The following is a 13,069-nucleotide window of genomic DNA, read 5'->3' as shown; positions in this document are numbered from 1 at the left end:
CCTTGTTTTGATAATTATTGATTAAGTTTCCCCCCGTCAACCTCCTTGTTAAAAAAAAGGTAACTACTCCCCTCCCTTTTGGGGAGGGGTTTGGGAAGAGCCCCCTCTTATTTCGTTTTCCGGTAGTCCTTGTTTAAGTCTCCCTAGTCAACCTCCTTGTTTAAAAAAGGTAACTACTCCCCTCCCTTTTGGGGAGGGGTCGGGGGAGAGGCCCCCTCTTGTTTTGTTTTCTGGTAGTCATTGTTTAACCCTCCCCATTCAACCTCTCTATTAGAAAAGCTAACTACTCCCCTCCCTTTTGGGGAGGGGTCGGGGGAGAGGCTCCTTTTACTTACCCAATAATCTTTTCTTCAATCAACTCTTTCATCAGTGCTTTCACATGCTCATCAGATGAGGTAAGTGTTTTGCTCTCCTTGGCTTGGAACACGATGTTCTGCACCGACTTCACCTTCGTTGGCGAGCCTGAAAGACCACACTGCGCTGGGTCGCCGTCCACATCGGCCACCGACCATTGGTTCAATGTGAGGTAAGGACGCTGCTCATAGAGTTCGGTCCATGGCTCATCGCCTTTCCGTTCCATCGGACAAGTGGCGTACTTGTACTTCATCACCAGTTTGGCATGGCAAGGACGGCATGGGGCCGCACTTCCATTCACCGTGACAACCACGGGCAACGGAGCCTCTACCGTCTCGACACCGCCATCAATCAAGCGGCGGATGGTTGCCTTACCGTCTTCTATCTTCAATATTTCTTCGGCGTAGGTCACTTGGTTGAGGCCTAATTTCTGTGCAACCTGCGGACCTACTTGTGCCGTGTCGCCATCGATGGCCTGGCGACCTCCAATCACCAAGTCTACATGTCCTATCTTCTTGATGGCCGTGGCCAGCGCGTAAGACGTGGCCAGCGTGTCGGCTCCGGCAAACAAACGGTCGGTCAGCAGCCATCCGGTGTCAGCGCCGCGGAACAAACCTTGGCGGATGATTTCAGCTGCACGCGGTGGTCCCATGGTCAACACGCCCACGGTAGAACCTGGATTTTGCTCCTTAATTCGCAGTGCTTGTTCCAGGGCATTCAAGTCTTCGGGATTAAAAATGGCGGGCAGTGCGGCACGATTCACCGTGCCTTGCTCGGTCATGGCATCCTTTCCGACGTTTCTTGTGTCAGGTACTTGTTTGGCAAGTACAACGATTTTCAGTTTCATAGAATATATTCTGTGTTATAATATAATGGTCGTTAACAGATTCCTTTTAGGACTTTTGTCTGCTCGCAAATGTACTAACTTTTTGGTTCTTACCAAAAAAAATGGGTGCATAAATGCACAATCAGGATTCGGTTTCACATTCCTTATGCATCAAGGGCGAAACATGATAAATCAAGCCGCTATTTACATGATTTCCAATAGCAATGACTTTGTGTGCCAAACCCATTGACTTTGATGCCCAAACTCATTGACTTTGACTGCCAAAGTCAATGAGTTTGGATTGGAAAGTCACGGCCAAGGGGAATGTATCAAGTAGAAAAACAAGATAAGTACTTCATTATGAATAAGATAAAGACATAGAGCGGTATCGCAAACCGCTTTGTAAGGGTGCCCCACTTGCGTGTTTTCAAGAGGCGTGATGACATGGTTGCCGGTAGCTCTTCATGGCAAAGAAATGGGACGCAGCAAGCTCAGGATGGGCCATGACGTATGAAATGAAACAGCGGCAGACGCAGATAAATATTCTGAAAAATAGGGAAGAGAATATTCGGCGCTTCATATTTTATTCGTTAACTTTGCATGACTATGATAGACAGAGCCACCGTTGAACGGATAAAAGACACGGCCAACATCGTGGATGTGGTGAGTGAGTTTGTGACACTTCGCAAGAGTGGCGCCAACTACAAGGGCCTTTGTCCGTTTCATAACGAGAAGACACCCTCTTTCATCGTTTCACCTGCCCGCGGCACCTGCCATTGTTTCGGGTGCGGAAAGGGAGGAAACGCCATCGGGTTTATCATGGAACACGAGCAGATGAATTATCCCGAAGCCCTACGTTGGCTGGCCCGCAAGTATCATATCGAAATCCATGAACGCGAGATGACGGATGAGGAACGGCGCGAACAGAGCGAGCGCGAGTCGATGTTCATCGTCAACGAGTGGACGGCGGGCTATTTCAGCGACTTGTTGCACAACCACCCGGACGGACAAGCCATTGGCATGCAGTATTTTCGCAGCCGTGGTTTTCGCGACGACATCATCAGGAAGTTCCAATTGGGGTACGACTTGCCAGACCGAACGCGGTTGGCCAGCACGGCCATCGGCAAGGGTTATCAGGAAGAGTTCTTACTGAAGACGGGCATTTGTTATAAAACCGAGCGTGGTGATTTAATCGACCGATTCAGCGGGCGGGTTATCTTTCCGTGGATAGGGCTCAATGGTAAGGTGGTTGGTTTTGGCGGTAGGGTGCTCGACTCGCGCACCAAGGGGGTTAATCAGAAATATGTCAACTCGCCGGCATCAGAGATTTACCAAAAAGACCGTGAGCTATACGGCATCTACCAGGCCAAGAAGGCCATTGCGAAAGAAGACTGGGTGTACATGGTGGAGGGCTATACCGACGTCATCTCCATGCACCAGTGTGGCGTTGAGAACGTGGTGGCCAACTCAGGAACGGCGCTCAGCATGCATCAGATTCACATTCTGCACCGATTCACGTCGAACATCACCTTATTATATGATGGTGACGCTGCCGGCATCCATGCGGCCTTCCGAGGAATGGACATGCTCTTGAGTGAGGGCATGAATGTGAAGATACTGCTTTTGCCTGACGGTGACGACCCTGACAGCTTTGCACGAAAACATTCGGCCGATGACTTCAAGGCATACATCGACAAGCATCAGGTTGACTTCATACAGTTCAAGACCGACATGCTGGTGAGCAACGTCGCCGACCCCTTCAAGCGTTCGGAGGGCATCAACTCCATCATCAGCAGCATTGCCGTGGTACCCAATCAGATTCTGCGTGATACTTATGTGCAGGATTGCGCGCGCAGAATCGGGATGAGTGAGCAGACTTTGATTAACACCATGAATCGTTACATCCGAGAAAATCGAGGTGCCAGAACCACAGAGCAGCAAAGAACGGCCATGCAGGCGGCGCAATCCGTGCCCGTTTCCCACCCCACACCGTCTGCAAAACCCATGGCACAGGCTTCGAAGGTAGAACTGATGCTCATCCAACTGGTGATTAGGAAGGGCGAACAGCTGATTTACGAGGGCGTGGAAGATGATAATCACAACGTCGTAAACTTCACCGTGGCTCAATATATCGACTACATCCTGAATGGTGACCAGCTGCAATTGGGCAACGAACTCTACAGGCGCATCCTGTCAGAGGCTGTCAGTCACAGCGGAGAAGAAGGCTTTGTGGCTGAACAATACTTCGTGCATCATGATGATATTGAAATCAGCAAACTGGCCAGCAGGTTGAGCATGGATGCTTATCAGGTGATGGAAACACAAAAACCAGCATCTGAAACGAAATACGTCGACGAGGAACAATTGGCGAGAGAGGCGCAAGAGGATCTCCGAAACCATACCATCCACTTGGTGAAGGACTACCGCATGGACTATGTTGAACAGCGGTTGAAAGACCTGATGCGCGAGATAGCTGAGGCGTCGAACGACGCTGAACGCATGCAACAGCTCATGCTGGAATATAAAGACATGCACCAAATACGCAATGCCTTGGCCAAACAGTTGGGCAACAACATCATCGTGTAACACCGAAAATGACACGCTGGTGCGACTTTGTCGTGCCAACCGACCGGCAAATCGGACTTGCCAGCAGCATAAACAATACTATGGTTTACCTTCATTGGACGCTTATCTTGATCTATTTGATCATCATTATCGGCACCATTGTCACCGTCTTGTTGGACAACCGACAGCCGTCGAAGACAATGGCGTGGTTGCTTGTGCTCATTTTCTTACCCATCGTGGGCATCATTCTTTATTTCTTCTTCGGCCAAAACACACGCAAGCAGCGTATGATGAGTCAGCGAAGCATCGACCAACTCACCAAGCGTTCGATGTTGGAGTTTGCCGAACAGAAAGATTTGATGCTGCCCGAACGGTACCAACCGTTAATACAGCTGTTCGCCAATCAAAACATGTCATTGCCATTCAAGGACAACGAGGTGGAAATCTATACCGAAGGGGCCGACTTCTTCCTGGGGTTACTCAAGGCGATAGGCAGTGCCAAACATCACATACACATCGACACGTATATCATAGAAGAAGACCCGCTGTCGCAGTTGATTGCCGATGCCTTGATTGACAAGGCGCGGGAGGGCATTGAGGTGCGCCTGATTTACGACTATGTGGGTTGTTGGAAGGTTCCAGGCAGGTATTTTGAGCGGCTTCGCAACGCCGGTGTTGATGTGCGTTCTTTCATGCCAGTGCACTTTCCGGCATTCACTGGCAAGGTAAACTACCGCAATCACCGCAAGCTGGCCGTCGTAGATGGGCAGATAGGTTTTATCGGTGGCATGAACATTGCCATGCGCTACATACGCGGTTCGGCCAAACAGCCATGGAGAGATACGCACATGAAGGTGCGCGGGGGAGCTGTGTACGCCATACAGCGTGCCTTTTTGGTAGATTGGTATTTCGTGGATAGGACGCTCATCAGCAGTCAAAAGTATTATCCACCCTTTGAACAACCCATTACAAACAATTGTCTTGCGCAGGTTGTGACCAGCAGTCCTATCTCCCCTTGGCCTGAAATGATGCAGGGATATGTGCGCATCTTGCTCGAAGCCCGCCATTATGTCTACATGGAAACACCTTATTTTCTACCCACGGAACCAGTGCTTTTCGCCATTCGCACAGCGGCCTTGACTGGTGTTGACGTGCGACTGATGCTGCCAAGGCATGGGGACGTGAAGTTAGTTGAATGGGCCAGCAGGTCGTATATCCCTATCATGATTGAGGCGGGCGTGAAGGTTTATTTTTACAAAGCGGGGTTCAATCATTCTAAACTCTTGGTGGCTGATGACAGTTTATGTACGTGTGGATCCACCAACATCGACTTCCGTAGCTTTGAAAACAACTTCGAGGCTAACATTTTCTTTTATGATGAGGAACTGGCTTTGCGCATGAAGCAGGTCTTTTTGACCGATCAAGAATCGTGTGTGCTTGTCGACAGGCTGGCAGATTTCATGCGTAGGCCGTTCTTAAACAGGCTTTGGGAGTCGCTGGTACGTCTGCTTGCTCCGCTTCTATGATGACGCTTCCTTTCGTCAGCAACTACATGTCTTTGGATTGAAATATGGTAAAGTTGACGCTGCCGTAGTGTCTGTGTTCGACATATTGCGGCAATGTGCTGAAATCATTCTTCTTTCCGTGTTCGAATACGAATACGCCGTTTGGCTTCAGCAGGTCACATTGCAAAACAAGTTCGGGTACCTTCTCCAGTTCGGGCAAAGTGTATGGAGGGTCAGCAAAGATGAAATCGAACCGCTGGTGGCAATTTTTTAAGAAGCGAAACACGTCCTCTCGAATCAAAACGTTCTTCTCCGTTCCTAATTTTTGCATGCAATGGCGAATCAAGTTGGCATGGTCACGGTCGGCTTCCACGCTCACTACCTGCTCACACCCACGCGACAACAGTTCCATGGAGATGCTGCCAGTGCCAGCAAAGAGGTCTAAAGCCATGGCTCCTTCAAAGTCAATGTAGCCGTTCAGCACGTTGAAAATGCTCTCTTTAGCATAGTCTGTCGTGGGTCGGGCTTTGAACGTGTGGGGTATGTCGAAGTGTCTTCCCTTGTATAAGCCTGTGATGATGCGCATTATTTTCCTTTCAAAAAGAGGGTGATAAGGTCGAATGTGATTCCTTTGATGTTGATGATGGGGGCACGATTGAACTCTGCTGCGGGATTGATGTAATACACTTTTTGCAAATAGCGGTGCAGGTTGTCGGTCAACCATTTGCGTTCGGGAACGTCGCCCGCTATATGCAGCTCGTCTTTCTCGGTGTCCAAAGCCAGCAACTTCCATGCATACAGCAGAAAGTAGATGGCATCTTGCGCACTTGCCGCATTGAACGTGTTGCAAAACTTGAAGCGGTTGTGCTGAAAACAGAACACGTCTACCTTCTTATCATGAAAGTATGCGTACAGTTTTTGGTACGCTCCTGTGAAACTTCGCTTATGTAGATAGCTCCAAACCGGCTGCAACATGGGGTGGAAACGCACGTCGTTGAAGTGGTCTGTGATAACCAATTTCAGGTCTTTGTTCATGGAGAACACGGCCACTGCGTTGAGATTGGGCAGAATGGCGTGCAACACTGCGCTGTCGCCATGCCCGATGAAGGTGTGATGGTAAAGGATTTCGATGGCACTTTCATCAAATTCGTCAATGGGAATCATCAGAACGGGCGAGTCGACCATGACCTGTGCCCGTTGGTAGCCATACGAGAGCAGGTCGCTTTCTTCAAAGGCTTCGCGTAAGTTGGCAGCCAACGAAATGCCACTCTTGAGGATATAAGGCTCGAAAGCCAATTGGCTCTCCGTGGAATTGTCTATCACGGAGAAACTCAAGGAGTGCTGACTAACTCTGAAAGTCAACCTTGCTCTCTTTCTTTGTATGTCATTCCCAGTTTCCGGCATTGTTGTTTGAAGTGTTGAGATCTCCGATTTTCAGTCCGGGAAAGCGTCCCGCTGCATTCTCGTCGTCTATCAATTGTTGGATGGCTTGCTGGTCCAATCCCTGTAAAAAGTCAGCATAATAGGCCCTGCATTCCATCAATGGCAGCTGTCGCCCCGACTTAGTGAGTTGCATGGTGGTTTCTATCTCGAACTGCTTGTGGTTGGTATGCGGAACAAACCGCAGGGAGTCGGTCAGCAAGCCCCGCCGTATCAGGCTATCGAAGCTGGCGGTATAGCCTCCCGTGGCCATGCGGTATTTCTCTTCGGCCAAGCGTATTTGCACCAAATGGCGCTTCACTGCTGTTTCCCGTTCAGTCTGTTGCTGCTTGAAGTGAATGGGATCGTAGATGCTCAAGATGCACAATATGGCCAGAATCAAGACGCAGCAGGTTAAAAGATAATTATGCTTTATTTTGACTTTCATGACCGATTTTTTGTTGTATCTTTGTGCGTATGGCGAACCATCTTACACTTGCAAAAGTACAAAATAGTTTCCAATAAACCGACAAATCGGTAAATTTCTCATTCTATCTCTTTCTGAACACATGCTCACAGACGAACTTATCTTCCAAATCAAACGACAATTCGCACTCGAACCTACTGCCGAACAGGCCGATGCTCTGCGCACCTTTGCCTGTTTCATGATGGATGACGACCCCCATGCGGTGATGATTTTGCGTGGAAGCGCAGGCACCGGGAAGACCTCTTTGGCTGCGGCCATCGTGCGTACCATGGTGACACTGGGGCAAAAGGTGATGCTCTTGGCGCCTACCGGACGCGCCGCAAAGGTGTTTGCCATGAACAGCACGCACCCAGCTTACACCATTCATCACCAGATATACCGACAGAAAACCTTTGAAAGCGATGGTGGCGTGTTCAATCTCAACTACAACCGCCATAGCGACACGCTGTTCATGGTAGACGAATGTTCGATGATTGCCAACCGCGGCATGCCCGACTCGTCGTTCGGAAGCGGGTGTCTGTTAGACGATTTGGTGCAGTTTGTCTACGGTGGGCGCAACTGTAAGATGGTGCTCATCGGTGATCAGGCGCAGTTGCCGCCTATCGGTGAGACCGAATCTCCGGCGCTGAACGCCGACTTCTTACAAGGGTATGGACTGAAAACTTACGAGTGTACGCTCAGTGAGGTGTTGCGACAGAGCCGACAGAGCGGCATTCTGTACAATGCAACGCTCATCAGGCGGATGATCACTCGTGACGAGTTGACCGAATTACCCCAGATACATTTCCATGGATTCGCTGACATCAAGATGGTGCCAGGCGATGAATTGATTGAGACGCTCAATGACAGTTACACGGAAGTGGGCATGGACGAAACCATCGTTGTAACGAGAAGTAACAAGCGAGCCAACATCTATAACCGTGGCATCCGTAACACCATCCTGGACAGAGAGGAGGAACTAAGCTCCGGTGATTGGCTCATGGTGGTGCGGAACAATTATTTTTGGTTGCAACAATCCATCGAATCGTTGGTGAACGATGCGCCGCTTGCGAGTGATGCCGCCGCCTCTTCGGCCATGCGTGAGGCGGAAAAAGATGGGAATGACACCAACGGAATCTCCTTTTTGGCCAACGGAGATCGTGCTTTGGTGCAGCGGGTGAGGAACGTGCGCGAAGTGTACGGCTTCCGTTTTGCTGACGTCTGGTTGCAATTCCCCGACTACGACCAATACGAATTGCAAGCAACGGTCGTGCTGGACAGCCTTAACACAGAGGCACCGGCGTTGACGCAAGCGCAAAACGAGCGATTGTTTCAGGAGGTGATGGCCGACTATGCCGACATTCCCTTGAAGCGGGAACGGCTCAAAAAGATGAGACAAGACAAGTTGTTGAACGCCATTCAGGTGAAATATGCGTACGCCATCACCTGTCATAAGGCGCAAGGTGGGCAGTGGGCGCATGTCTATCTGGATCAAGGCTATATGACCGACGACATGCTTACGCCCGACTATGTGCATTGGTTGTACACCGCATTTACCCGCGCCACCGAGCGTTTGTATTTGGTCAATTGGCCTAAAACGCAAACGCACGATAACGATGATTGAGCGAGGGCGGCCATCAAAAACCACCCACCGCCCTGCTTTTCGTTTTTTGTAGACCACAGGGTCGTCCGTGATTTCATCACTTCTTACACTCACTTGTGTCATGAGGCCCATCTCGTCGCCCACCTTTAAAACGACAACAAACGCTCTTTGACAAGCATGGTGATACTCAAGAGCAGCTTGTAGGCTGTATAGGTGTGGAGATTCTGACCGAAAAAAACTAAAAATCATGACAAAAGCACACGTTTCTGCATTTTTATTAGTATATTTGCATATAGAATGTTTCACTAAAATATTATAGAATATGATTTCAAACACATTGCAAGATGCTTTCAACAAACAGATTGTTGAAGAGATTTTTTCAGCTAATTTATATCTTTCCATGTCTTTCTACTTAGAGAAAGAGGGTTTTGACGGTTTTTCAAACTGGATGAAAAGACAGTCGGAAGAGGAAATGGATCATGCCTATCAGATGGCAAGCTACATCATCAAGCGTGGCGGTGAGGCCGTTGTTAACCAGATTCCGGCTGTGAAGCAGACATGGACCAGCCCACTGGATGCCTTCGAGGACGCTTACAAGCACGAGTGCCACATCAGCCACTTGATTGACAAGTTGCTCGACAAGGCTGTAGAAGAGAATGACAAGGCCACCCAGGATTTCCTCTGGCAGTTTGTACGCGAGCAGGTAGAGGAAGAAGCTACCGCCAGCGGTATTGTAGACCGTATCAAGCGTATGGGCGACACGGCTATCTTCAACCTTGACCAGCAGTACGGCTCACGCATGAAATAGCCCCTAGACATGTAATGTAACATAGAAGAGATTATCAGCCCTACAGGGGGATGATAATCTCTTTTTCCGTCACTTGGCTGTGGATCAGCAAGCCACACCAACAGCACGAAAACAGGAATCTCCAACAAATGAAGAAAGAAAACGACATGGGAAGCAGCCCGTTCACACTGGCCTTGCTGCGCTGGTTCAGCGAGAACGGGCGTAGCATGCCATGGCGTGAGACAACCGACCCATACGCCATCTGGATTAGTGAGGTGATTTTGCAGCAGACACGCATACAGCAAGGCTGGGCCTACTGGGAGCGTTTCATGGCTCGTTTCCCGAAAGTGGAAGATTTGGCAGCGGCTTCTGAGGACGAGGTGCTGCGGTTATGGCAGGGGCTGGGCTACTACAGCAGGGCGCGAAACCTGCATCATGCAGCCAAACAAGTGGTGGAGTTGGGACATTTTCCCAACACGATGGAAGGACTGAAGGCCCTGAAAGGCGTGGGCGACTATACGGCCGCAGCCATTGGCTCAATCGCCTTCGGACTACCGGTGGCAGTAGTTGACGGAAACGTGTATCGGGTGTTGGCACGTCATTACGGCATCTATACGCCCATCAACACCACCGAAGGAAAGAAAGAATTTGCCGCACTGGCACAATCGTTGTTGCCCGCAACTGAGCCATCGGCCTACAACCAGGCCATCATGGACTTCGGTGCGATACAGTGTACACCCACATCGCCTCGCTGCTTGATATGTCCTTTGACGGACTCCTGCATGGCTTTGCGGACAGGTAAGGTTGATGAACTGCCCATCAAACTGAAAACTTTAAAGATTAAGACGCGCAAATTGGTATATGTGTATGTGCGATGGCAAGGAAAAACAGCCATTCATCGCCGAGCGGCCGGTGACATTTGGCAGGGCTTATGGGAACCGTTGTTATATGAAAACGAAGAACTACCCGACTTCCCCGGACAGCTATTGTTGCTAAAAAAAGGTGTGAAGCACGTGCTGACGCACCGCATCTTGCAGGCTGACTTTTACCTTTTAAAAGCCAATGAAAAACCGGCATTACCAGATGACTACATCTGGGTGGAAGAAAGTGAACTGGACCAATATGCCTTGCCACGCCTCATCGAACTACTGCTGGAATCACTACCAGAAAACGACATGTAATCATGGAGCCGCAACAGCAGTATCCATCTTGATTTCTTCTACCTGTTTAACAAGTTTTGTACTGTCTTTTCCCATCACAAAAACAATGCGGACCACGCGGCCATAGTCTGCGCTACCCGTCACTTTCACTGGGCGCTTCTTGCCAAAGAGCATGGTGTCGCGGTGCGAAGGGTATGAGATGAGTTGTAGTTTGTCACGGGTAGAGCCTTCACCAATAATGAAGATGTCCACACTGTCTTTTGCTTTCGACATTTTTTCTTTTTGCTGTTGCTTCAAAACGGCTGTGTCGATTGGTTCAAAGACCTCGGCTGCAACAGTGTCGCCCAACTCTTGTGAAGGTGCAAACTTGCAAGAAGTGGAGAATCCTAAGATGAATAGGAAGATGGGAAAAAAGAGTAATAGTTTTTTCATTATATAAGAATGTGCAGGATAGAACATTTGTCAGCATCCGCAAACACAAACAAACGCAAAGATAAAAAATAAATCCCGGATTCGATGGAGAATCCGGGATTTTATTGGATACATAATCAAGTAGGTTATTGTTTTGTATAAGTTCGCTTGACAAATGGGGCTTTTTGAATGTATCGAGCGCAAAGTCTGACACCCTCCATAATGTTCATTCCGCCCTCTGTTCCTTCCATTTCGACAACGAAATCTTGCAAGCCGGCCTTGTCAGCATACTTAAAGATGCCGTCAAAGCCTACCATGCCACTCTCTCCGAGTACATACTTGTCTTTGATGTGGAGCATCTTAAAACGTCCAGGATGTTTTCGGAACCACTCCGTAGGACTTTGCTGCGCCATCATGGCCCAATACACGTCCATTTGGAAGAACACGTATTCGGGGTTGGTGTGACTCACAAAGTATTCGTACCAGTCCTTCCCTTCCACCTTGACGAACTCGTGTGAATGGCTGTGATAGCCATAAAGAAGTCCTGCCGCTTTACACTTTTTGCCAATTGCGTTGTGATAGTCACAAAGTGTCTGAGCATCTTTGAGTGTTTTTGGAACAGATGCCCATGGTGTTACGATATACTTCATGCCCGCAGCCTTGTGCGCTTTGATTGCTTCGTCCCACCACTTCAACGCTTCTGTGAAATCATGATTCTTCAATTCTTTATCACTCAATGCACGAGTCGTATGTGAAGAAATGGGCTTGAGACCAGCTACCTCAACATCTTTACGATATTGTTCGGGAGACACGCCATAGAACTTTCCATCGCCATAGTTAGCTGCTTCAACGCCTGTATAACCCATAGCCTTAAGACGTTTGAACACGTCAACATGGTTTTTGGCATATTTATCGGCGTCACCAATTACCTCACGAATGGAATAAAGCTGCAAAGCCAGTTCTTTCTGAGGCAACACTCGACGCTGCATTCGGCCACGACGTTGTGCGAAAGTGGTGGTACTGCTAAGGAGCATCAAGGCAATAAGTGATAAAACTATCTTATTTTTCATGTCGTTCTTGATTTAGTCTATAATCTTAATGCGTACATTACGATACCAAACATCGTCTCCGTGATCTTGGAAGCCGATATATCCTTCATGCTTGTCACCGCCCATATTCTTCAATAGCTTGTAAGCAATGGGGAATTCACCATCCTCTTTGAACTTGCTGTTCTTCAACATTTCGTTCCATTTTGGTGTCCACAAGTGGTATTCCACAACGTTTTCACCATTCTGAGCGTGGATAACAGTACCCTTGAAGACGGTAATTTTTCCTTTATTCCACTCACCGAATGGTTTCGCATTCTGTGGTTTGGCAGGAATCATGTCGTACAAGGAAGCCGACTGACGGTTGCCATCGACACCAAGTTTGGCATCTTCGTGGTTGGCATTGTCAAGTACTTGATATTCTGAAGCTGACTGCCAGATAGGAAGATATTCGTCCTTGCCATCAACATTCGTCGTAACTTCTTGTGCCAAATAGAACACACCAGAGTTACCACCCTTTGATATTTTGTATTCAAACTCAAGTTCAAAGTTCTTAAACTTATGTGCGAAGATGAGGTCTCCTCCACCTTCCATCTGAGCTTCACCTGTGCCTGAACCCACCAAGTGGATAGCACCGTCTTCTACATTCCAGCTTTCAGGAGCTGCATCCTTGCCATATCCGCGCCAACCATTCAAAGTTTTGCCATCGAACAGCGTGATAAAACCATCCTTGTCTACAGGATATTTGCTCAAATCGACGTTCTGCTTGTCAGCTACTTTAAAATCTAAAGCACCGGCAGCGACAGCTGTAGAGTCGGCATTGTCACAACATTGCTTACATCCACAATTACACTTTTTATTATTTCCGCAAGATATGAATAGCAAAGAAGCTATTGCTAATGTTGATAATGTGTATTTCATCATTCT

General features: G+C 48.6%; 12 protein-coding genes. 5 read left to right on the top strand and 7 right to left on the bottom strand.

The genetic code is table 11. From position 1 onward, the window contains the following. Positions 1 to 331: 331 nt before the first annotated feature. Entirely contained in the window at positions 332 to 1,201 is an 870-nt protein-coding gene (locus HMPREF0650_RS06285) for an electron transfer flavoprotein subunit beta/FixA family protein (protein ID WP_004349284.1), read from the bottom strand. Positions 1,202 to 1,786: 585 nt separating this feature from the next. Here HMPREF0650_RS06285 and dnaG point away from each other — a divergent pair. Both dnaG and cls read left to right on the top strand, forming a co-directional pair. Further along, entirely contained in the window at positions 1,787 to 3,766 is a 1,980-nt protein-coding gene (dnaG, locus tag HMPREF0650_RS06280) for a DNA primase (RefSeq protein WP_004349283.1), read from the top strand. Positions 3,767 to 3,846: 80 nt separating this feature from the next. After that, positions 3,847 to 5,271 carry a cardiolipin synthase gene (gene cls, locus HMPREF0650_RS06275; RefSeq protein WP_004349281.1) on the top strand — a complete coding sequence of 475 codons (1,425 nt, stop codon included), beginning with the start codon at positions 3,847 to 3,849 and terminating at the stop codon, positions 5,269 to 5,271. A 22-nt stretch (positions 5,272 to 5,293) separates the two neighbouring features. Here the strand turns inward: cls and rsmD are convergent, their stop codons facing one another. Genes rsmD through HMPREF0650_RS06260 form a run of 3 tightly spaced genes read right to left on the bottom strand, consistent with a single transcriptional unit; the run spans position 5,294 to position 7,117 of the window. Then, positions 5,294 to 5,836 (bottom strand): 16S rRNA (guanine(966)-N(2))-methyltransferase RsmD, encoded by a 543-nt coding sequence (gene rsmD, locus HMPREF0650_RS06270; protein ID WP_004349279.1) that lies wholly within the window; start codon positions 5,834 to 5,836, stop codon positions 5,294 to 5,296. Further along, the gene (locus tag HMPREF0650_RS06265) at positions 5,836 to 6,654 is read right to left on the bottom strand and encodes a DUF3822 family protein (RefSeq protein WP_040562673.1); all 819 of its coding nucleotides are present in this window, start codon (positions 6,652 to 6,654) and stop codon (positions 5,836 to 5,838) included. The genes rsmD and HMPREF0650_RS06265 overlap by 1 nt, the downstream gene beginning before the upstream one ends. After that, on the bottom strand, positions 6,635 to 7,117 hold the full coding sequence (locus tag HMPREF0650_RS06260; RefSeq protein WP_040562671.1) for a hypothetical protein: 483 nt from the start codon (positions 7,115 to 7,117) through the stop codon (positions 6,635 to 6,637). The genes HMPREF0650_RS06265 and HMPREF0650_RS06260 overlap by 20 nt, the downstream gene beginning before the upstream one ends. Positions 7,118 to 7,238: 121 nt before the next feature. Between HMPREF0650_RS06260 and HMPREF0650_RS06255 the strand changes: the two genes are divergently transcribed. The 3 genes from HMPREF0650_RS06255 to mutY all read left to right on the top strand — a co-directional run bounded on the left by HMPREF0650_RS06255 (position 7,239) and on the right by mutY (position 10,706). Then, positions 7,239 to 8,759 (top strand): ATP-dependent DNA helicase, encoded by a 1,521-nt coding sequence (locus tag HMPREF0650_RS06255; RefSeq protein ID WP_004349275.1) that lies wholly within the window; start codon positions 7,239 to 7,241, stop codon positions 8,757 to 8,759. Between the two features lie 301 nt (positions 8,760 to 9,060). Beyond that, complete coding sequence (locus tag HMPREF0650_RS06250; protein WP_004349274.1) at positions 9,061 to 9,546, top strand: ferritin; 486 nt, start codon at positions 9,061 to 9,063, stop codon at positions 9,544 to 9,546. A 128-nt stretch (positions 9,547 to 9,674) separates the two neighbouring features. Next, complete coding sequence (mutY, locus tag HMPREF0650_RS06245) at positions 9,675 to 10,706, top strand: A/G-specific adenine glycosylase (RefSeq protein WP_245543467.1); 1,032 nt, start codon at positions 9,675 to 9,677, stop codon at positions 10,704 to 10,706. Here the strand turns inward: mutY and HMPREF0650_RS06240 are convergent, their stop codons facing one another. From HMPREF0650_RS06240 to HMPREF0650_RS06230, 3 genes are all read right to left on the bottom strand, one after another. After that, the gene (locus HMPREF0650_RS06240) at positions 10,707 to 11,117 is read right to left on the bottom strand and encodes a hypothetical protein (RefSeq protein ID WP_004349270.1); all 411 of its coding nucleotides are present in this window, start codon (positions 11,115 to 11,117) and stop codon (positions 10,707 to 10,709) included. 125 nt (positions 11,118 to 11,242) lie between these two features. Continuing rightward, the gene (locus HMPREF0650_RS06235) at positions 11,243 to 12,166 is read right to left on the bottom strand and encodes a sugar phosphate isomerase/epimerase family protein (RefSeq protein WP_004349269.1); all 924 of its coding nucleotides are present in this window, start codon (positions 12,164 to 12,166) and stop codon (positions 11,243 to 11,245) included. A gap of 12 nt (positions 12,167 to 12,178) precedes the next feature. Next, positions 12,179 to 13,063 (bottom strand): 3-keto-disaccharide hydrolase, encoded by an 885-nt coding sequence (locus HMPREF0650_RS06230; protein WP_040562712.1) that lies wholly within the window; start codon positions 13,061 to 13,063, stop codon positions 12,179 to 12,181. Positions 13,064 to 13,069: the final 6 nt, after the last annotated feature.

Origin of the sequence: Hoylesella buccalis ATCC 35310 (genome assembly GCF_000177075.1) — a bacterium.
Taxonomy (GTDB): domain Bacteria; phylum Bacteroidota; class Bacteroidia; order Bacteroidales; family Bacteroidaceae; genus Prevotella; species Prevotella buccalis.
The sequence above is the reverse complement of the archived record's forward strand: the minus strand, read 5'-3'. Positions and strand labels throughout refer to the sequence as shown.